The organism is Bradyrhizobium sp. USDA 4516 (assembly GCF_054055915.1).
On sequence record NZ_JBSRXT010000001.1, the window covers coordinates 8945461 to 8964764 of the forward strand.

A 19304-nucleotide genomic window follows, 5' to 3' on the forward strand; every position below is an offset into this window, starting at 1 on the left:
CAACCGGGCGACCAAGTATAGGCCGCGTATGAATGTTTTGCGACGCGCTTGCTGCCGTGCAGCAAATGCAACGGCCCCGATGCCGACCATCGGGCGCTCACGGCAGCCCGTCGTTTCGCGCTAGGCTGCGAGCCAAAAGAGGAAGCGCCCATGTACCAGCCGCCCGGCGTCAGCACATCGCCCGATCTGCCCGTTCCCGGCCTGATGACAGCCTGGGTCCTTGGTGACCCCGGCCAGCTCCTGCTTCGCGAAAAGCCGACGCCGGTCCCCTCGCGTGCCGAGGTGCTGGTGCGCATCGACGCGGTTGCGATCTGCGCCACCGATCTCGAAATTATCCATGCCGGGTCGCCGGCAAGCATTCAGGGCGGCCTGCCCTTCAACAAGAACTTTACGCCGGGGCACGAGTACATGGGCACGGTCGCCGCACTCGGGCCGGACGTTGACGAATTCAGGATCGGTGAGCGGGTCAGCGTCGAAATCCACGCCGGCTGCGGTCAATGCAAACGCTGCCAGGGCATGTACACGTCCTGTCTCAACTATGGAAAGCCGGAGAAGGGCCACCGCGCCAATGGTTTTACGACCGACGGCGGATTCGCGGAGTACGCGGTCAACCACATCAATACGCTGGCGCGTGTACCGGATAGCATGAGCGACGCGGAGGCGACGCTCGTGGTGACCGCGGGCACGTCGATGTACGGCTTGACGGAATTGGGAGGATTGGTGGCCGGCGAGAGCGTCGTGGTGATCGGCCCGGGGCCGATCGGACTTCTCGCAGTTGCTGTGGCCAAGGCGCTTGGCGCAAGTCCGGTGATTTTGACCGGCACGCGCAACAAGCGGCTGGCGATCGGCCAGGAACTGGGGGCCGACCGCGTCATCAACATCAACGACGAAGACGCCGTTGAGGTCGTAAAGCAACTAACAGGGGGGATCGGTGCGGACTATGTCGTCGAATGTGCCGGCACCGAAGCGACACTCAACCAGGCCATCCACATGACCAATCGTGGCGGCAAGATTTGTCTGGCCGCCTTCCCGCACGAGGCTGCGACGCTGGACATCGCGCATCTCGTGCGAAACAACATCTATGCTTACGGGATCCGCGGCGAGGGCCGCAGCGCCACTCACCGCGCCATGGAATTGATGGCGGCGAAGCGGTTCGACGCGACGAGGATCCACACGCATACGTTTCCGCTGGAAGACCTGCCGACGGCGCTCAGATATGCACGGGATCGCGTGGATGACGCGATCAAGGTCGTCGTCACCACTCGCAAGGCCGACGCGATCGCGCGCGCTGCGGAGTGAGGTCCGTTCGCGCCGGCGGGAGACCGGACAGCCCGTTCACACCGAACAATATCGTTCCTTGATCTCGTCGTCGGCCAGCAGGGCCTGCGCCGACGCCTGGTGCACCACCGCCCCCTGATCAAGGACGTAGGCACGATCGGCGATGCCAAGCGCGAGCTCGACATTCTGCTCAACCAGCAGCACCGTCGTTCCCTGCGCCTTCATGTTGCGGAATAGCTCGAACATCTCGTCGACCAGGACCGGCATGATGCCCTCCGAAGGCTCATCCAGCATGATCAGGTCGGGCTTTGCGATCATCGCCCGCGCGATCGCCAGCATCTGCTGCTCGCCGCCGGACATCGTGACCGCCTCCTGGTCCATGCGCTCGGCCAGCCGCGGGAATATCATCGCGATCTCGTCGATCAGCTCGGCTTCCCGCTTCTTCGCCGGCGACGCCACCAGCCCGAGCCGCAAATTTTCCCGGACCGACAATCCCTGCACAATCCGCCGCTCTTCGGGAACATAGGCAAGTCCCAGCGCGAAGCGCACATGCGCCGGCCGGCTCAGCAGCTCCTTGCCCTTGAAGGTGACCGAGCCGCGCGTTCGTCCCATCAACCCCATGATCGATTTCAGCGTCGTTGTCTTGCCGGCTCCATTGCGGCCGATCAGGCAGACGATCTCGCCTTTGGTCACGTCAAGAGTGATGTCCTGCAGCGCGTGACTTGCACCGTACCAGGCATTGAGCTTGCCGATCTGCAGCATTCGTCAATGCTCCCGCTGGCCGAGATAGACCCGCTTCACCGCCTCGTTCTGCCGGACCTCCTGCGGCGTTCCTTCGGCGAGGAGTTCTCCGTGATGCAGCACGAGGATGCGATCGCTGATCCCGAGCACCAGCTTCATCTTGTGCTCGACGAGGATGACCGTACGCTCCTTTGCGAGCTTCACGATCAGATCCATCATGGTCCGGGTTTCCTCCGGGCTCATGCCGGCCGTCGGCTCGTCCAGCAACAGCAACCGGGGTTGGCTCGCAAGTGCCATGCCGATTTCCAGCGCCCGCTGCTCGCCATGGGCCAGCGTCTTGGCGGCACGTTCGCGAGATTCCCACAATCCGACCAGGGCAAGCAGCTCGTCCGCCCGCTCGACCAGCTCGGTCAGGCGCGCGCGGGGACGCCAGATATCGTATCTCGACACCAGCGCCTGCAGACCGACGCGGATGTTTTCACGGGTCGTGAGCTGCGGAAACACGCTGGTGATTTGAAAGGACTTTGCGATGCCCATATGCGCAAAGCGGTGCTGCGGCAGGCCGGTGACATCCTTCCCCTCGAATTCAACGCTGCCTTTAGTGGGCGCAAACGCGCCGCACAGCAAATTGAAATAGGTGCTCTTGCCGGCCCCGTTCGGACCAATAATGGAGGTGATCGCTCCTCGGGAAAACTCCGCCGAAATATCGTTCAGCGCAACATACTTCCCGAACGTCTTGCCGACGCCCCTGGTGCGCAGAATGATTTCCTTGGTTTGGCCTTCCGCGGCGCTCATCGCCTGCCTCGCGCGATCAGTGTGCCCCAGATGCCGGCGGGGAAGAACAGCACGCAGGCAATGAAAATGGCGCCAACGATCAGTTGCCAGTGAACCGTCCACACCGAGACCACGTTCTCCAGGACCAGGAAGACGGCGGCGCCGATCATTGGTCCGAAGAATGTTCCCATACCGCCCAGCAATGCGATCATCACGACCAGGCCCGACGTCTCGTAGTGCAGGATCTCGATCGGAACGATCGACAGATGCAGCGCCTGCAAGGCTCCCGCGAGACCGCAGAAGCCGCCAGACAAAACGAAGGTCAGCAATCGGGTCTTGGTTACGTCATAGCCTGACGCGCGGGCGCGCATCTCATTCTCCCGCACGGCCTCAATGACGGCGCCAAATGGCGAGGCAAGAATGCGCGACATCACGAAAAAAGCGGCAATCACGAAGGCGGCGATAACATAGTAACGGATCATCGGATTGATGAAGTCGAGCCGCAAGCCGAACAGATCGATGGTGCGGACGTTGATGCCGCGGAGGCCGTTTTCGCCACCGGTCAGGTCAACCGCCTGATAGAACAGGTAGTAGACACATTGCGACAGCGCCATCGTCACCATCGCGAAGTAGATGCCGCGGGTCCTGATCGCGAGTACGCCAATCAACGAAGCCATCAACAGGCCGCCGGCGATCCCGGCCGCGATGGCCGCATACCATGGCCAGCCAAAATGCACGATGGCGATGCCACAGAGGTAGGCGCCGGTTCCGAACAGCGCCGCGTGACCAAACGACAGCAGACCGAGATAACCAAACACGAGGTTGAAGCCGACGGCGTACAATCCATAGATCAGGATGTTCACCGCGAGGGCCGTGAACGGCATCACCAACGGGAAAATCAGGATCGCCGCGGCCACAATGCTGGCGCGATGGCGCGTTGCGAATTCGTACCAACTGCCCGTCGTGGCATGTGGTTGTTTGACGGATTCGGTGGCTCCGGTCATCCTTGGCTCTCAGCTCATCAATCCGGCGCGGCCGAAGAAGCCTTGGGGACGAACGATCAGGACGATCGCCATCAGGGCAAAGATCGAGACCTTGGCCATCTCGGGCGCAAACAGCGAGGTCATGCTGACCACCACACCGACGAGGAGGCCCGCCAGTACGGCGCCACCGATCGAACCCATACCTCCTACGACCGTCACCACGAAAGCCTCGGCGAGAATCGTGCCGCCCATCTCGGGAATGACGCCTTGAAGCGGCGCAGCCAACAGCCCGGCAAAGCCAGCAATCGCGGTGCCTATCCCGAACACGATCAACCAGACCCTGGAAACGTCGACCCCAAGGACGCGGACGATTTGCGGATCGCGCGCGCCGGCGCGGATAATGAGTCCGAAGCTGGTTTTTTCCAGAAACAGCCAGAGCGCCAACAAGACGACGGCCGTCGCGCCGATCACGAACAAGCGGTAGAGCGGAAAATATCCAACACCGATGTTGACAGCCCCCTGCAGAAGCTCGGGCGTATCGAAGGGATAACCGGTCTTGCCGAACGCAATGCGTACGCATTCGACCATGACGTAGCTCAGCCCGAAGGTCAGCAGCAGCGGATAATCGATGCCGCGACCGTAGAGCGGCCGGATCAGCACGCGCTCGACGGCAAGGCCGAACAGCCCGATCAGAAGCGGTACCGCCAGCAAGCAGAGCCAGAAATTGCCGCCGATCGAGATCAGGTACAGCCCGACATAGGCGCCGACCATGTAGAAGGCGCCATGGGCGAAGTTGACGACGGTCAACATCCCGAAGATCAGCGAGAGGCCGATCGCAAACAGCACGTAGATGGCACCAAGCGCCAGCCCGGCGAATAGTTGCAGTGCAATCAGGTCAAAGCTCAGGCCCGCCATTTGTCCCCCTCAGCGCGACGCGCACCGCCCCGCGGTGCGCGTCGGCGCATGGCTCAGCTCTTGTGGCCAAGCGCGTCGCAGCTACGCAGGTTCTTCTCGTTAGGCTCTTCGGTCGATAGAACCTCGAAGACGTCGGACTCGTTCTTCATGTCCTTGGACTTCGACTTGATTACGAGCACCGATTGCACCGACTGGTGATCGCATTTGCGATAGTATTGCGGCCCCTTGTAGTAGTCGTACTTCAGAGCCACCAACGCCGCGACGACCTTGTCGGTCTCCACGCTGCCCGCACCCTTGACCGCCTCGAGCACCGTCCGAACACCGCCATAGCCGAGCGCACCGTAGTCGGTAGGCAACTTGCCGTCATACATCTTGCGGAACGCGTCGTTGAACGCCTTGGTCGAGGCGAACTTGTCCTCGATGCCCCAGAAGAACGAGCAGCCCCCGACGACGCCTTCGAATGCCTGGGGGCCCGCCGCAACGCGACTGGCATGCGACAGCAGCGGCGCGATGATCTGGATCGATTTCTTGATGCCGAAGTCGGTTGCCTGTTTCAGTGCGATTTGCTGGTCCCGGCCGAAATTGCTGATGCATAGAATATCGGGCTTCAGCGCCTGGAGACGTGGCAGCAGGGTCGAGAAATCAGTCGTTCCTAACGGATGGCGGATGTCACCGAGATTCTCGATGTTGAATTCCTTGCCGACCTCGAGAAAGCCGCGAACCATCTCGTGACCGTAAGCATAGTCCGCCGTGAGGAACGCCACCTTCTTGCCGAATTTGGTGAAGGCGTAGCGACCGACCGCCCCTGACGTCATGTGCGGGTTCAGCGCTTCGTGAAACGTGTATTTGCTGAAATCTGCCGCCTCGTTGATGGCGTCGGACTGGCTAATCGAATTGAAGATGACGCCGCGCTCCTTGGTGACGTTGTTGATCGCGAGCTGAACCGCCGCGGACAGACTGCCGACGACGAAATTCACCTTTTCCTTCTCGACCAATTCCAGGGTCCGTGTCGCGGCCTCACCGGGATTCAGCTTGTCGTCACGCACGACGAGTTCGGCCTTGCGGCCGTGGAGGCCGCCAGCATCATTGAACTGGGCGACAGCAAGCTGACCCGCCCGCACCTGATCCTGGGCCTCGGCGCCGTATGGACCGGTCAAAGGAACCGGGAAGCCGATCTTGATGGGCGCATCCTGGGCCCGAAGCAGATTGATGCGAAAAGGCGAGACGGCGAGAACGGCGCCGGCGCTTGCCGTCGTCAGCAGACGACGCCGTGATATCGATCCAGCTTTGGTGACCTTCTTCGTCATGACTATTCCTCCCCAAGAACTGTCTGCGCTTTGCTTATCGTATTATCGTTGCCCGGAACGTCTCCGCTCAGATCCGTCCCAAGGCGGTCAGGATAACCTGAGGCGTGAGCGGAATCTCGGTAATTGTTGCGCCAAACGGCCGGAGCGCGTCATTGACCGCGTTGGCAACCGCCGCTGCCGCGCCGGCCGTCCCCGCCTCCCCTGCCCCTTTGGCTCCCAGCTCCGATTCCTGCGTCGGAGACACCACGTGGCCGACCTCGATATCGGGCATCTCCCCGGACATCGGGACCAGATAGTCCGCCATATTGGCATTGGTCAGCTGACCGCGTTCGTCGTAGATGCACTTCTCGAATAGCGCCGCGCCGAGCCCCTGCACGACCCCGCCCCGGATCTGCTCGTCGACCAGTTGCGGGTTGATGATGGTGCCGCAGTCTTCGACAACCCAATGCTTCAGCAGCTTAACGAACCCGGTCCCGGTATCGACCTCAAGCCATGAGGCCTGAACGCCATTGGTGAACGCAAAGGGATACTGGCGCGGAACGAAATGCCGGGTCGCCATCAATTCGGGCTGGATGCCGGGCGGCAGGGTGTCGGGCCGAAAATAGACGATCCGCGCCAGCTCGTTCAGTTCGATGCGCGGCGCGCCGTCGTCGGCATTGACGATCGTGTTGTTGACGATATCGAGCCCGTCCAGCGTCGATTGCAGGATGGCCGCGGCGACGTTCAGAATGTTCTCTCGCAGACCCTTGGCTGCCTGCAATGCAGCTTCGCCACCGATGCCGGCACCGCGCGAGGCCCAGGTGCCACCGCCATAGGGCGTGTTGTCGGTGTCGCCCAGGATGACGCGAACGCGTTCCATCGAAACGCCAAGCACGCTGCCGACGATCTGGGCCGTCAGCGATTCCGACCCTTGCCCCTGTTCCGTGATACTGGTCTGGCAGATCACCGACCCTTGCGCGTCGAGCCGGACTGCAACGCCATCCTGCGACGAGATTTTCGCGCCGCCCACGCCATAGAAGGCAGCGCTGGGATTGGTCACCTCGATGAAGCTCGCGATTCCGATGCCGCGATGGACGTTTCTGGCGCGCAAGGCCGCTTGCTCAGCGCGCAACGCGTCATAATCCATCATCTGAAGCAGCTTGGTCAACGAGGCGTGATGCGAGAGCTGCTCGAACTTCATGCCCGAGGGTGATGCACACGGATAGGCATCGTCGGCGATCAGATTGCGCCGCCGGATTTCGACGGGGTCCATGCCGATCTTCGCTGCCGCCAGATCGACCAAGCCTTCGGTGACCGAACAGGCGATCGGGTGTCCGACCGCCCGGTACTGGCACATCACGTTCTTGTTCTGGAAAACGACGCGCGCCCGCGCCCGATAGTTCGCCGTGGCATAGGGCCCACCGACCAGATTGACCACCTGATTTGCCTCGATGGCGCTGGTGCGCGGATACATCGAATACGGGCCGATCCCCGTCAGGTCGTCGATCTCGAAGGCTGTGATGGTGCCGTCCGGCCTGACGCCGATCCGCCCCCTGCATCGATGATCGCGGGCGTGGATGTCCGTGTTGAAACTCTCGACGCGGTCCGCCACGAACTTGACTGGCCGGCGCAACAGCTTGGACAGCGCGTAGGTCGCCATTTCGTCGGCGTAGATATGGACCTTGATGCCGAACGAGCCGCCGACATCCTTGCAGACCACCCGGACCTGCGCTTCCCTTAACCCAAGATGCAGCGCCGCGATGTTCTGCACCATATGGGGCGCCTGCGTGCCCTGATAGATCGTGAGCCGTGCCTCGGCCGCATTCCAATCGGCAACGACGGCCCGCGGTTCAAGTGTCACGCCGGTGTGGCGCCCGAATACGAAGTCGGCCTCAACGAGTTCGGACCCCGACAATGCACGATCGACGTCGCCGGCGTCGAGCGTCCGCTCAAAGGCAAGATTGTCGCCGAGCGCAGCGTGAATGACGGGAACTGCCGGATCGAGCGCAGCACGCATGTCCGTGACCGCCTCGAGCTCCTCGTAGTCGACCGAAATATGCTCCATGGCATCTTCGGCTGCAGCACGGCTGGCAGCCACAATCGCTGCAACAGCCTCGCCCTGCCAGCACACGCGGTCGACCGCGATCGCGTGCTGCGGCGCTGACTTGAGTCCCTTCAGGTGCGAGAGCACCCCGACCCACGGCGTGATGACCGCTTCAAGTTCACGACCCGTGACGATGGAAACGACACCGGGCATGCGCCTTGCCGCGTCGGCGTCGATCGCTGCGATTTTGGCGTGGGCATGTGGCGACCGTAGAAAAACCACATGCGCCATCCGCGGCAATTCGAGATCACTGACATATTGGCCCCGCCCCTGCAGCAACCTGTCGAGGTTCGGCCGCGGTACGGTCTTGCCGATGTAGGAATTCGGGCGATCAAGCACCGAAAGCGCGTCTGCTGGCGCCCGCGTCACCGTCATACGCCCCGCTCCGCGCGCGTGATGGCTGTCGCCTCAACCGCATCCACAATGGCCTGATAGCCCGTGCAGCGGCAATAGTTGCCGGAAAGATGCTCGCGGATTGCTCGACGATCAGGCACGGACACGTGCTTCAGCAGGTCCTGCGCCGTGATCAGCATCCCAGGCGTGCAATAGCCACACTGCAATGCATTGCGTTCGCGAAATGCCGCCTGAAGATCGGCTATTTCACCGCTGTCAGACAGCCCCTCGATTGTCTCAACTGACGCGCCCTGCGCCTGGACCGTCAGCATCAGACAGGAGCGAACGATCTCGCCATCGAGTCGGACCGTGCAGGCACCGCAAACGCCGTGCTCGCACCCAACGTGGGTTCCGGTCAGTTTGAGATTTTCCCGGAGGAAATCAGCAAGATTGAGCCGCGGCAAGACGAAGGCGTTGATGGGTTCGCCGTTGACCAGAAGCGAGACCGGCACCGGAGCGTTCACTTGCCGACTCCCGTTTCCAGTTCTGGCCGTGCGAGCAATGCTGCCACGCAGCGCCGGAGCAAGACCGTCGCGAGGTGTCGACGCATGGCCGCGGTCGCCTGCTGGTCCTCCTGTGGATCGAGTTCATCGGCCAATGCGGCCGCCGCCTCTGCGAGCAAGGCGGGAGTTACCGTGGCATCGATCAGTTTGCCGGCCGCCGCTGCGAGCAATGGCCGATCGCCAACAGCAAAGAAGCCGAGCCGAAGGGCTGAGAACCCGCCGGCTGCAACAACAGCACGGGCGGCGAGACCAACGACAGCGTAGTCGCCATGCCGCCGGGCGAATTCCTGAAAGAAAAATGTCGAGCCTTGGCCTGCGACCGGCACCTCGACCGCGACAAGCAACTCGTCCGGCAGCAGCGCCGTTTCGTAGATTCCCTTGAAAAACTCCGTCGCAGTAATCCGGCGTTCGCCGGCCGAGCCCCGAACAACGATCGTGGCGTCAAGCGCCACAACACAGGCCGGCAGCTCCGAGGCAGGATCGGCGTGAGCGAGGCTACCGCCGATCGTTCCGCGATTGCGAATTGCGGGATGGGCAACGTGGGCAACGGCATCGCGCAACAGCTGCGCGTGCAGTGCAACCTCCGGCGATCTGAGCAGATCGACGTGCCGGGTCAGCGCGCCAATGACCAGCACGTCTCCCCTCACGGTGATGCCGCGCAACTCGGCGAGGCCGCCGATATCGACCAGAATGTCCGGAGATAGGAGCCGCAGGTTCATCGCCGGCATCAGGCTCTGACCACCCGACAGAACCTTCGCCTTGTCGCCGTGCTTGGCGAGCAACTCCAGCGCGTTCACGACGCTGGTCGCGCGGGCGTAGGCGAAAGCCGCGGCTTTCATGTGGGCGTGGCCTCCCGGGCCCAATTTTGGTTTGCCCGATTAGAGGGCCGCCCTCTTCAAAGGTCAAGCTTGTTTATCGAGTGATTATTTGTGCGGCAGGGCTTGTCTTCGCCTCGGGAAGGCCGCAGGTTCCTTGCCACCAAAAGTTCAAGTCGCGGGGAGGCGGATCATGAAGCTCGGTTTTTTTACGATGCCGATCCATCCTCTCGACAAGGATTGGCGGCAATCGCTCCGGGAGGATCGCGAGGCTTTTCTACTCGCGGACGAGCTCGGCTTCACCGAGGCGTATGTCGGCGAGCACGTCACCGACAAGGCCGAGAACATCACCTCCAGCATCGCCTTCATTGCCTGGCTCGCAGCCGCAACCAAGCAGATCAAGCTTGGAACCGGCACCGTCAACATGCCAAACACGCATCCGGCAGCAGTCGCAGCGGCTGTCGCCATGCTTGATCACATGCTTGACGGCCGTTTCATACTTGGAATCAGTCCTGGTGGATTGCTGTCCGACGCGGAGGTTTTCGGCAATCTCGATGCCGACCGTAATGCCATGTTCCTCGAGGCCATCAATCAGGTTCTTGATATCTGGGCCGGTAAGCCGCCCTATGATTTGCAGGGCAAATATTGGAACATTTCGGTCAAAAGGACTTTGATCGAGGATATCGGCCAGGGAATCGTCGCTCGCCCCTTGCAGGCCCCTCACCCGCCAATCGTGGTGACCGCGGTTGCGCCATTCTCAAAGGGCGTCACGGAGGCGGCGGCGCGCGGCTGGGATCCGATCTCGGCCAACTTCCTGATGCCGGCCTGGGTGAAGAGTCACTGGCCGAAATATGTCGAGGGTTGCGCGCGCGTGAACCGGGCAGCCGAGCCTGCCAATTGGCGTGTCGCCAAGAGCGTGTTCGTGGCAAGGGATGCAGCGACCGCGAAGGCCTATGCCACGTCGCCCGACAGTCCGTACGCGTACTATTATCACCAGTTGTTCGCGAAGCTGAAGCGCAGCGGCCGGCTCGAGTTGTTCAAGACGCGACGGGATCAAGCCGACGCTGAGGTCACACTGGAATCGATCTGCGACAAATTGATCATCTACGGCACGCCCGAAAGCGTGGCTGACCAGTTGCTGGCGTTCCAGGAAGAGATTGGCACCTTTGGAACCCTGCTTTACGCCGGCAAGGATTGGAAAGACCGCGAGCTTGGCCGTCAATCGATGATCCTGATGGCCGAGAAGGTCCTGCCGCGGATCAATGCCACCGCTGCCGGATCATCGACGTGAAGGAGGTTCGACATGGCCTTTACTGATCGCATTCCGTACCAGGCGCAGGTCGACCGACCGAAACTGACATTACCTGACGGCAAGAAGCTTGCCGTGTGGGTTATCCTCAATGTCGAGGAATGGCGCATCGAGAATGCGATGCCACGCACCGTGCTGAGCCCACCGATGGGCCAGCCCCTGCTGCCCGACGTGCCGAACTGGTCGTGGCATGAGTACGGCATGCGCGCCGGCTTCTGGCGACAGTTCAAAGCCCTCACCGATCGAAAGATACCGGTGACGCTGGCTGCGAACGCCAACGTCTGCAACAGCTATCCGCGTGTGGCGTCGGCGGCGCGCGAGGCGGGATTCGAATTCATGGGACACGGGTTTGTTCAGGGCCCGATGCACAAGGTCGAGAACCAGGCGGACGCAATCAAGCGCGCGGTCGACACGATTGCTGGATTTACCGGCAAGCCGCCGCGATCATGGGAAAGCCCGGGCCTGACCGAAACCGAAGAAACGCTCGATCTCCTGCGCCTCAACGGGATCGAATACGTGGCCGATTGGGTGATTGACGATCTCCCCCAGGACATCGCCACGCCGCACGGCACCGTGACGACGATTCCCTATTCGGTCGAGACCAACGACATCGTCATTCACGCGCTGCAACACCTTCCGTCGGAACAGTTCCTGACGCGCTGCACTGACCAGTTCGATCGGCTGTACCTTGAGGGCGCAGAGAATGCGCGGATCATGGCCATCTCGGTGCATCCCTACATCACGGGCGTGCCGCACCGTATCAAGTACCTGGAGGCCCTGCTCGACTACGTCATCGGCCATGACGGCGTCGCCCTCATGACGGCAAGCGAGATCGGGGATTGGTATCGGGGTCAGATGGCGACAATGTAGCGCGTGTCAGCCGACGACCTTGATCGGCGCCCGTCGACGATCGGTCGCGCTCTCGGCCATCCTCTCAAATCCCGCGAGGAAGATATCCAGCGCATCACTGATCATCTGCGCCTTGTCCTCGAGGACAGGCGCTTCGTAGATGTACTTGCGTACGCCATAATAGAAGATGCCGCCGTGAAACACCCAGGCCAACTCGAGTTCTGCGGCGCTGGGCCTGCCTTGCGTCGCGAGGCCGGCGTCGTGGCGGCATTCCCTGAGAATGCGCGTCAGGATCTTGTCCTTGACCATGCCAACATACCAGCGATTGATATCGAGGCCCTTCAGGCCGGAGTAGAGATAGATCCGGAGCCATCTTCGATTGAAGATCGCGTCGGTATAGATTTCGTAAAATTCCTGGAGCCGCACGCGGAGCGGACGTGACCGGTCCGAGAGCACCTTCTCCCAGCCGATTTCAAGCGGCTCGAGATATACCTTGCGGTAGACCTCCTTGATGAGATCGTCCTTGCTCGGAAAGTAGCGGTAAAGCAGCGGCTGCGTCACGCCGAGCTTGTGAGCAAGGGCGCGCGTGCCGCCGCCAAATCCCTCCTCCGCAAATAGTTCGGTTGCCTTGGTAACGAATTCACTGCGACGATCGACAGCTGATAGTCGCCTCTGCTTGGCACGAACACGCTTGACGGGCGTTTTTCGATTCATGATGTCTTGTCACCACCGTCAGCCTGGAACCGGCCAAAACCTCCGCGCGCGAACAACAGCGGACTGTTCCGGTTATAGGCGTAGGCTTCCACCGCGCCCAGGAAAATGACGTGATCCCCGCCATAGTAGCGGTTGGCGGCACGGCATTGGAAATTCGCGACCACATCGGCAAGCACGGGAGCATTCCCGAGACCCGGCGTCCAGCTCACACCCGCGAACTTGTCATCTGACGATCTGGCAAACTGCATCGCCAGCGCCTGCTGCGACGCGTCCAGAACGTTGACCGTAAAATGGCTGGCATTCTGGAAGATCGGCAGCCCCTGCGAAAACATGCCCAGGCTCCACAACACCAATGGCGGGTTGAGCGACACCGATGCAAAGGAATTACAAGTAATTCCATACGGCCTTCCTTCAGCCGACATCGCGGTGACTATCGTCACACCTGTTGCGAACGTACCGAGCGCATTGCGGAAATCACGGGGATCGATCGACGAACTATCGCTTGCGAGCTCACTGGCGGGATCCAGCGGATGTTTGGGCGAGTCGGACATCCGGCTTACCTCAAAGCGTCAGGTTTTCAGACGGCAGCCCAAGAGCCACCCGCCCGTAATTGGTGCCCGCCGCGTCGAAATTGAACGCGAGATGCGAATTCACCGCATGCGCGTCGCGGAATTGGCGCTGCAACGCTCCCGAGGTGAACAGGCTGCGTGCGCCGCCCGCCGCAAATAGAAGAGACACCGCCTCGGTGCACAAATTGACCGCGAACGCACCGTCGCGCCGAAGCTTCGTCTTCGCTGCAATGCCCGGGATATCGCCACGCCGGACCTCCGCAAGCGTCTCAACGCAGTTGGTGCGCATGATCAGCCGCGCGGCATCTATCTTCGCCGACGCTTCGGCGATCTTGATCTGTGTGCTTTGCAGGTCCCCGATCCTGGCCCGGTTATATGTCGAAGCGCGGTGTCGCGCGATCTCGACATAGTCATCAAGGCAAGCTTGCGCATTTCCCAAACCAACCCCGGACAACACATAGGGAAACAACGAAAAGACCGGAAGCATGTAGAGCGCATTCGGATTGACGATACTGCCCGGCGTCGCACCTCCCGCAAGATCGCTGACGGCAACCGTCATATGCTCGGGAACGAATGCGTCGGTTACCCGCACGTCGTTCGATCCCGTTCCGCGCAAACCAGCCGCATTCCAGGTGTCGTCGATGCTGTAGTCCCGTCTGTTCAACAGGAATAGCCGATACTCGACACCATCGGCCTCATCATCCGAGGCGACCACGCTCCCGAGCATGTTCCATTCGCAGGATTCCACCCCGGACGAAAACGGCCAATGACCACTCAGAACATACCCGCCGCCGGCCTTCCTCGCACGACCTGCCGGGAAGACAAAGGAGGACGCGATCAGCGCATCCGGATCCTCTCCCCATACCGCGCTCTGCGCTTCGGGCGCGAACATAGCCAGCATCCAGTGGTGACTTGCAAGGTTCGCAAAATTCCAGGAGACCGAGGCGTCTCCCTGCCCGAGGGCATCGGCACAGTCGACCAGCGCAACATAGTCGAGCTCGCTGCCTCCGACGCGCTTGGGTTGCAGGATCCGGAAAAGGCCGCTATCAAGCAAATCCCGCTCGGTCTCCGGCGGCAATCTGCGCAGCTCTTCGGTCCGCGATGCCCGCTCGCGCAAAGCCGGAACAAGTCCCCTGGCTCGTGCGACCATGACCGAATAGCGATCCATATCCGGGCCTGGCTGTACCTTCGTGTCGAGCCCGCGGCCAACCTCAACCATGGTCTCTTCCTTCGTTCGATCTCCAAGACGTTTGCGCGTGCGATCGAGCCGTTAACTCAGTTTATCGATCGATCACCAGAGATCAAGACGCGCAAGCCTGCATTCCGCCAATTCAAGGCTCAGGATCCACGACTGCCGCCGGGCGCCCATTTGAGGAAACGCTTCCAGCGATGCTTCGTTCGCACTGCACAGACGCATTCTAGCATCCCCACGCCCAAGATTCGATGCCCGTTACGACCGCGGCTTGCCAAAGGGAGCTATCCATGGCCAGAAACGCAAAAAAGCCCGGTGGCCGAAGCCACCGGGCGCTCCACGTCATCGATTGTTCGCAACAACCCGAACCGCGTTGCAGGATTTAGACGAGCTCCTTCCGCCAGTACAGCGTGTGCTGCCATGCCCAGGGCGAGACAGGTTCGAAGAGCCGATACCCCTGCCGGATAAAATTATTGGCCGAGACGATGTTGTCGGTGGTATCCGAAACGATCGCCTTCCAGCCGGCACGCCGCGCTCGTGCTTCCAGCGCGCGAGTAAGCCGCACCTGCAGGCCGTGGCCGCAGTGCGGCATCACGACGCCAACGCGGCACAGATATCCAGCATTTGTAACATAGGTTGAAGGAATGACACCCGCGAATGCGATTGGCTTCGCTCCACGGAACGCAATCCACCAATATCCTTGCTCGAAGTCCGGTACACGGGTCCCGTCGCAGAATATCAGCTGATGAAGCTCGGCGAGCGAGTCCGCCACCGCTTCGTCCTGGGCTTCGACCTCGCGTATCCGATACATTTATGCGCCTCAATAATTCTGTTGTCCGCCAAGGCCCCAGATCCATGTCCTAGGACATCAATCCGCTCCGCGCTCTGCGAGTCATTTTCCGAGCGTGGCCTTGACGCCCAACCAAACCGCTCCGAGAAAGCCCGTGGCAACAGCAGCGCGTCCTTGATGAAGGAATAGAGCGTCATGAAACCCGGATTCTGCTGCATGAAGACATGATTGACATAGTCGGTCTCCTGCTGCGCGGCGGCCTCGTCCTCGGGGCCGACGGGCTCGAAGCGCACGACCTCGTCGGAGCCGGCGAAGATATCCATCAGCGAGGGCATCAACCCCTCGATAGTGTCGGCGACGTCGGTCGAGACCGCGCGCGAGCGGCCGTCCTGCGCCGGCATGTCCTTACGCATGTCGCCGAGATAATAGTCCATTGCGTCCGCGCGCTCCTCGGCGAGCCGCGCCGCGGACAGCGCCGCGAGCGCATCGGCCTTTTCGGAGGCGAGCATCGCCTTGAGCTCGGACGTCGACATTTTAGTCATTCGTGAAAGCCTTGGTATATGGGTGCAAGTAGGGCAGCATTCCAACGCTGATCGCCTCACGCAACAGCGCTCATTGGAAAAGCTGGATATTTGAAATCGCTTTCGACGCTAGCGCCCGACTCGGAATAGAGCTGCAAGACGAGCTCGACAGCGACGCAATCAGCTGGCGACAGAGGTCCGGAACAAATGCATCAACCAATCATCATCATTCGCATCGCGCTGGCCCGAACTTTCCGTTCGCTCCCAGATCGGCAATCCAAACAGGTAGTCAGGCATCGGCTCCCCGCTGACGAGACCGATCGGTCGCGCAGTCTGCTTAGTCAGCACGGGCTGGCGCAGATTGGACGCTCCGCTTGCCAACGCCTCGCGCGGACTCTGCTCGCCGCGCCAGGGTTTCAGACCATCCGGCGGAACGAACGCTATGGTCGGAGTGCCTGTGTCGAACACCGGTGGTTGCGATTATCCAGCAACACTGCGAGCCAGGAAGCGGAAGTTCTTATCGGACGCAGGAAACACTGATCCATTCGCCCCCTCGGGCCGAAATTGTGATTCGTAGGATCCCGATGGAACCGTCGCAAAAGGATTCGATGCCGTATCTCCAGGCTTTGCGGATCTCTTGTTTGATCAACGACAGCGTCGATGATCGAAGCAGGATCCTCAGCAAACTGCCTCGATGCAATTACCTTGTCCCTAAAGTTCTTCAGGTCTGCAACTGCTTCGTCCGAGTTCACCCGCCAGCGGCTTCTGCGTACCTGACTCAAAATAGGATCCTGGCCCATTCACGTAATAGTTGATGACGTCGTCAGCCTGGGCCATGATCTCTGCCCGATCGGCTTCAGTTATCCTAACCGGCTTGGAATCTGGCGGCGGCAGAGGCTTTCGTTCAATCGTCGCCATGTCGCGAAATCCCAATGTCGCTAATATGATTCAACGCGTGTCAAATCGCAGGTACAGAGTGCCCACGCGCTCATTCTGAATAAACAGGCCGCCCTTGGCCCGCGCACCAGTAAAGATGGGTACCCGGAAGGTTGACTTGCGCCGATCAACATGAAGCGAGTCGGCGGCGCTCTCAAAATAGCAGCAGCTAAGATCATGGCGGCTCACATAGATGGTCACGCGGCTTGGATCAGTCCTGAGCGAGAGAAGAGTAACCCTTAGCCCCAGCGACGGCATATTCAGCCCGCAGGTCTCCTCATACACACAGCCAAGAGACCCAGCGTCCTTGCCGGCTTTGGTCTCGACACCAACATCCACGCTGTAGTCGGCTGCAAACGCAGGAGTAGCGACAAATCCGCTGAGCAGAAGTGTTGTGGCCACGAAACGTCGCCCATTAGCCTTCATGCATCACCTGCAATTGCAATCCACGGCTTTGATCGACAGCACTAACGGCGCTGCGCGTCGCGAACACTACCCGTGGCATCCAGCCCATGCTGGAACGTATCCGACAAAGCCATCGGCCGAACCTCTCTGCTCGAAGGCAAATGGCGCGTCACGATCAGATTTCGTGGACGGTCTGAGCAGCCGTCAGCCATAGGTGAACCATGTTGGGCAATGCAGTCTGGCTACTCATGAGTTGTGCAAAAGACGCCCCTATCACCAACTAGAACGAATCAAGAACATCTTCAATCGGCCCTCGGCGTCGCTGCGCCTCCGCGCATAACACGCAACGCTCAATTGGGAGCCAGAGCGCAGTCGCCCAATCGGCTAAAAACAACGTCGTTCAACACGGATGGAAAAGCGGAGGCTTCGCCGTACGACGAAGGGCACATTTGCGATCGCCTCACACCCAACCTTGATCTTTGTATCTGATCGCCCGGTTGAAGCTCCCTGCCCTACCCGGCGCTTCGTAGCAGATCGCCATCAGGCCGAGCGCGTCTGCGGCATGGCTTGACCAATCGTGCTCCGGGCCGAGTCCGACATTCCGCACCTCATCCTTGCGTTCGTGATAGAAGCCGATCGCATCGCGGCCGGCTTCCGTCCTGGTTTCGTTCCACCAGATCTGCGGCCCCAACCGGCGCAGTGCCTCGATGCGCATCATCGCTGCGCCGCGGCCCTGGTTCTTCACCGGTGGCTCGACGGCGAAGCCGGCGTCGCGCAGATGGTCCTCGTAGCGCTTACCGGTAACGTTGTTGGTCGCCATGCCGTCATGCGGAAGATAGAGGATCGCGTTCTGATAGTTGCGCGAGCGCAGCCAATCGACATGATACGCCAACACCTGGCCAGCACTCTCATAATAGTCCAGGATCCTAATTTCGCTTCCGGCCCATTGCACGATCCACATCGTGAAGGCATCGGCGGTCGCGCCGGCGCCCCCGATGTCGATGAACGCGCGCAACGGCAGCAGCGGGTCCGCGGCGACCTTGCCGATCCGGCCGTCCTTGCGCGCCTGGGTCAAGAGCTGCGCGAAGTACGCGCCTTCGAACGCCTGCACGTAGCCTCCTTCCCAGATGTGATTGTAGCGATCGGGATAGAGCGAGAGGTCAGTGCGCCGCTCTTCGTCAAGCACCGCGGGAAACCACGGATTGTCTCGCCAATTTGCGTTGACGACGATGGCTCCGGGCGGCTGGCGTATCCGGAGGAAGTCATCGATCGCGTCCGACTTCCGCCTCGGATTCCAGCTCGCCCACAATTCCGAGCCGGGCGCACGGATCGTCGGCCGCAGCAACGCGAGGCTATGCGCGCTCAGCGACTGCGCCTCGTCGATCCACGCAATCTTGAAGCCCTCGAGGCTCTTGATCGAGTCGGCCGTATGATCCCGCATCCCGCGGAAGATCATCACGCCGTCACCGGGCGTCGCAATCCTGTCCGAATAGTTCTTGAACCCCTGACCGACACCAAGCGACGCGATCTTGCTTTCGATCAGCCGCTTCGATGATTGCGCCAGCGTCCGCTGCGCCTCGCGGATGCAAACCGCCAGCGTGCCGCGCTCGGCCTGGCACATCTCGACTAGGAGTTCGCCGAAGAAATGGGATTTTCCCGATCCGCGGCCACCGAATGCACCCTTGTAACGCGCCGGCCGCAACAGCGGCTCGAACACCTTTGCGGTTGGAATTTTCAGGATCGACAAGACTACTCTCGATGAGGCAAGACCGCTTGAGCGCCGGGCAGCTGCCCTGCTGCAATCGTCAGCCGTGAACTGTCATTGACGAGCGCGCGGCCTGATCAGACTGGCAAGCCAATTATTGAAATCCATCTCCGGAATGTCGGAATTGTCCGGAAAGCGAAAGACCGACGGCGGCAACGGAGGACTCGGCATAGGCCGTCCATCGATGGGAGCCCGAGGCTCAGCGATTGGGGATGCGAATCCCCCGAAGCGCTCGCCGAATGTGGCGGGACGCCCCGGTTTCGCAGCGCGTGGAACGAACGGCACGGCCGGTGCTCCACCTTCGAATCTGGCCTGGCTCTCGCCCGCCGTCGGTACTCGCACCAGCCGCCGGACAGGCGCTCCGTTGCTGTCCGATTCTTGCGGAGAGCCGTCAGGTGGCCCCACGAACGATCGCGTCTCGTAGAGCGGTTGCGACGATTTAGCTGATCCCGCCGAAAACTG

At 61.1% G+C, this 19304-nt stretch carries 20 protein-coding genes; 3 read left to right on the forward strand and 17 right to left on the reverse strand.

The genetic code is table 11. The annotated features are described in order from the left end of the window. Nucleotides 1–150: 150 nt before the first annotated feature. Nucleotides 151–1299 carry a zinc-dependent alcohol dehydrogenase gene (locus ACVI1L_RS41580; protein WP_456785457.1) on the forward strand — a complete coding sequence of 383 codons (1149 nt, stop codon included), beginning with the start codon at nt 151–153 and terminating at the stop codon, nt 1297–1299. A 36-nt stretch (nt 1300–1335) separates the two neighbouring features. Here the strand turns inward: ACVI1L_RS41580 and ACVI1L_RS41585 are convergent, their stop codons facing one another. The 8 genes from ACVI1L_RS41585 to ACVI1L_RS41620 form a co-directional block, all read right to left on the reverse strand. Next, on the reverse strand, nt 1336–2040 hold the full coding sequence (locus tag ACVI1L_RS41585; RefSeq protein ID WP_310880003.1) for an ABC transporter ATP-binding protein: 705 nt from the start codon (nt 2038–2040) through the stop codon (nt 1336–1338). Nucleotides 2041–2043: 3 nt separating this feature from the next. Next, nucleotides 2044–2814, reverse strand: coding sequence for an ABC transporter ATP-binding protein (locus ACVI1L_RS41590; RefSeq protein ID WP_456785677.1), 771 nt, complete (start codon nt 2812–2814; stop codon nt 2044–2046). Then, nucleotides 2811–3797, reverse strand: coding sequence for a branched-chain amino acid ABC transporter permease (locus tag ACVI1L_RS41595; protein ID WP_057020513.1), 987 nt, complete (start codon nt 3795–3797; stop codon nt 2811–2813). The genes ACVI1L_RS41590 and ACVI1L_RS41595 overlap by 4 nt, the downstream gene beginning before the upstream one ends. Before the next feature lie 9 nt (nt 3798–3806). Continuing rightward, on the reverse strand, nt 3807–4691 hold the full coding sequence (locus tag ACVI1L_RS41600) for a branched-chain amino acid ABC transporter permease (protein WP_038377831.1): 885 nt from the start codon (nt 4689–4691) through the stop codon (nt 3807–3809). Nucleotides 4692–4744: 53 nt separating this feature from the next. After that, complete coding sequence (locus ACVI1L_RS41605; protein WP_456785458.1) at nt 4745–5998, reverse strand: ABC transporter substrate-binding protein; 1254 nt, start codon at nt 5996–5998, stop codon at nt 4745–4747. A 67-nt stretch (nt 5999–6065) separates the two neighbouring features. Next, a complete protein-coding gene (locus tag ACVI1L_RS41610; protein WP_456785459.1) occupies nt 6066–8456 on the reverse strand; it encodes a xanthine dehydrogenase family protein molybdopterin-binding subunit in 2391 nt (796 codons plus the stop codon). Then, nucleotides 8453–8938, reverse strand: coding sequence for a (2Fe-2S)-binding protein (locus tag ACVI1L_RS41615; protein ID WP_057020516.1), 486 nt, complete (start codon nt 8936–8938; stop codon nt 8453–8455). Before ACVI1L_RS41615 ends, ACVI1L_RS41610 begins: the two co-directional genes overlap by 4 nt. Further along, a complete protein-coding gene (locus ACVI1L_RS41620) occupies nt 8935–9816 on the reverse strand; it encodes an FAD binding domain-containing protein (RefSeq protein ID WP_057020517.1) in 882 nt (293 codons plus the stop codon). The genes ACVI1L_RS41615 and ACVI1L_RS41620 overlap by 4 nt, the downstream gene beginning before the upstream one ends. A gap of 169 nt (nt 9817–9985) precedes the next feature. On the opposite strand from ACVI1L_RS41620, the gene ACVI1L_RS41625 reads away from it, so the two are divergent. Next, nucleotides 9986–11083 (forward strand): LLM class flavin-dependent oxidoreductase, encoded by a 1098-nt coding sequence (locus ACVI1L_RS41625; protein ID WP_456785460.1) that lies wholly within the window; start codon nt 9986–9988, stop codon nt 11081–11083. A 12-nt stretch (nt 11084–11095) separates the two neighbouring features. Further along, nucleotides 11096–11971 carry a polysaccharide deacetylase family protein gene (locus tag ACVI1L_RS41630; protein ID WP_316398179.1) on the forward strand — a complete coding sequence of 292 codons (876 nt, stop codon included), beginning with the start codon at nt 11096–11098 and terminating at the stop codon, nt 11969–11971. Nucleotides 11972–11977: 6 nt separating this feature from the next. Here ACVI1L_RS41630 and ACVI1L_RS41635 read toward each other — a convergent pair whose 3' ends face one another. The 9 genes from ACVI1L_RS41635 to ACVI1L_RS41675 form a co-directional block, all read right to left on the reverse strand. Further along, the gene (locus ACVI1L_RS41635) at nt 11978–12664 is read right to left on the reverse strand and encodes a TetR/AcrR family transcriptional regulator (protein ID WP_057020520.1); all 687 of its coding nucleotides are present in this window, start codon (nt 12662–12664) and stop codon (nt 11978–11980) included. Further along, complete coding sequence (locus ACVI1L_RS41640) at nt 12661–13215, reverse strand: flavin reductase family protein (protein WP_456785461.1); 555 nt, start codon at nt 13213–13215, stop codon at nt 12661–12663. Before ACVI1L_RS41640 ends, ACVI1L_RS41635 begins: the two co-directional genes overlap by 4 nt. A 10-nt stretch (nt 13216–13225) precedes the next feature. Continuing rightward, nucleotides 13226–14401 (reverse strand): acyl-CoA dehydrogenase family protein, encoded by a 1176-nt coding sequence (locus tag ACVI1L_RS41645; protein ID WP_456785678.1) that lies wholly within the window; start codon nt 14399–14401, stop codon nt 13226–13228. A 406-nt stretch (nt 14402–14807) separates the two neighbouring features. Continuing rightward, nucleotides 14808–15236 (reverse strand): GNAT family N-acetyltransferase, encoded by a 429-nt coding sequence (locus tag ACVI1L_RS41650; RefSeq protein ID WP_057020523.1) that lies wholly within the window; start codon nt 15234–15236, stop codon nt 14808–14810. After that, on the reverse strand, nt 15164–15748 hold the full coding sequence (locus ACVI1L_RS41655) for a portal protein (protein ID WP_456785462.1): 585 nt from the start codon (nt 15746–15748) through the stop codon (nt 15164–15166). The genes ACVI1L_RS41650 and ACVI1L_RS41655 overlap by 73 nt, the downstream gene beginning before the upstream one ends. Before the next feature lie 168 nt (nt 15749–15916). Continuing rightward, nucleotides 15917–16204, reverse strand: a complete 288-nt coding sequence (locus ACVI1L_RS41660; protein WP_456785463.1) for a hypothetical protein — start codon at nt 16202–16204, stop codon at nt 15917–15919. Between the two features lie 243 nt (nt 16205–16447). Continuing rightward, nucleotides 16448–16654: a hypothetical protein gene (locus tag ACVI1L_RS41665; protein WP_456785464.1), complete on the reverse strand. Its 207-nt coding sequence runs from the start codon at nt 16652–16654 to the stop codon at nt 16448–16450. A 30-nt stretch (nt 16655–16684) separates the two neighbouring features. Next, nucleotides 16685–17074, reverse strand: coding sequence for a hypothetical protein (locus ACVI1L_RS41670; protein ID WP_283069970.1), 390 nt, complete (start codon nt 17072–17074; stop codon nt 16685–16687). Nucleotides 17075–17537: 463 nt separating this feature from the next. Next, complete coding sequence (locus ACVI1L_RS41675) at nt 17538–18824, reverse strand: PBSX family phage terminase large subunit (RefSeq protein WP_456785465.1); 1287 nt, start codon at nt 18822–18824, stop codon at nt 17538–17540. Nucleotides 18825–19304 lie beyond the last annotated feature (480 nt).

Excerpts from the sequence above, each read along its gene's own strand:
- ACVI1L_RS41580 (WP_456785457.1), top strand. The coding sequence starts at position 151 with ATGTACCAGCCGCCCGGCGTCAGCACATCGCCCGATCTGCCCGTTCCC.
- ACVI1L_RS41585 (WP_310880003.1), bottom strand. The coding sequence starts at position 2,040 with ATGCTGCAGATCGGCAAGCTCAATGCCTGGTACGGTGCAAGTCACGCG.
- ACVI1L_RS41590 (WP_456785677.1), bottom strand. The coding sequence starts at position 2,814 with ATGAGCGCCGCGGAAGGCCAAACCAAGGAAATCATTCTGCGCACCAGG.
- ACVI1L_RS41595 (WP_057020513.1), bottom strand. The coding sequence starts at position 3,797 with ATGACCGGAGCCACCGAATCCGTCAAACAACCACATGCCACGACGGGC.
- ACVI1L_RS41600 (WP_038377831.1), bottom strand. The coding sequence starts at position 4,691 with ATGGCGGGCCTGAGCTTTGACCTGATTGCACTGCAACTATTCGCCGGG.
- ACVI1L_RS41605 (WP_456785458.1), bottom strand. The coding sequence starts at position 5,998 with ATGACGAAGAAGGTCACCAAAGCTGGATCGATATCACGGCGTCGTCTG.
- ACVI1L_RS41610 (WP_456785459.1), bottom strand. The coding sequence starts at position 8,456 with ATGACGGTGACGCGGGCGCCAGCAGACGCGCTTTCGGTGCTTGATCGC.
- ACVI1L_RS41620 (WP_057020517.1), bottom strand. The coding sequence starts at position 9,816 with ATGAAAGCCGCGGCTTTCGCCTACGCCCGCGCGACCAGCGTCGTGAAC.
- ACVI1L_RS41625 (WP_456785460.1), top strand. The coding sequence starts at position 9,986 with ATGAAGCTCGGTTTTTTTACGATGCCGATCCATCCTCTCGACAAGGAT.
- ACVI1L_RS41630 (WP_316398179.1), top strand. The coding sequence starts at position 11,096 with ATGGCCTTTACTGATCGCATTCCGTACCAGGCGCAGGTCGACCGACCG.
- ACVI1L_RS41635 (WP_057020520.1), bottom strand. The coding sequence starts at position 12,664 with ATGAATCGAAAAACGCCCGTCAAGCGTGTTCGTGCCAAGCAGAGGCGA.
- ACVI1L_RS41640 (WP_456785461.1), bottom strand. The coding sequence starts at position 13,215 with ATGTCCGACTCGCCCAAACATCCGCTGGATCCCGCCAGTGAGCTCGCA.
- ACVI1L_RS41645 (WP_456785678.1), bottom strand. The coding sequence starts at position 14,401 with ATGGATCGCTATTCGGTCATGGTCGCACGAGCCAGGGGACTTGTTCCG.
- ACVI1L_RS41650 (WP_057020523.1), bottom strand. The coding sequence starts at position 15,236 with ATGTATCGGATACGCGAGGTCGAAGCCCAGGACGAAGCGGTGGCGGAC.
- ACVI1L_RS41655 (WP_456785462.1), bottom strand. The coding sequence starts at position 15,748 with ATGTCGACGTCCGAGCTCAAGGCGATGCTCGCCTCCGAAAAGGCCGAT.
- ACVI1L_RS41665 (WP_456785464.1), bottom strand. The coding sequence starts at position 16,654 with ATGGCGACGATTGAACGAAAGCCTCTGCCGCCGCCAGATTCCAAGCCG.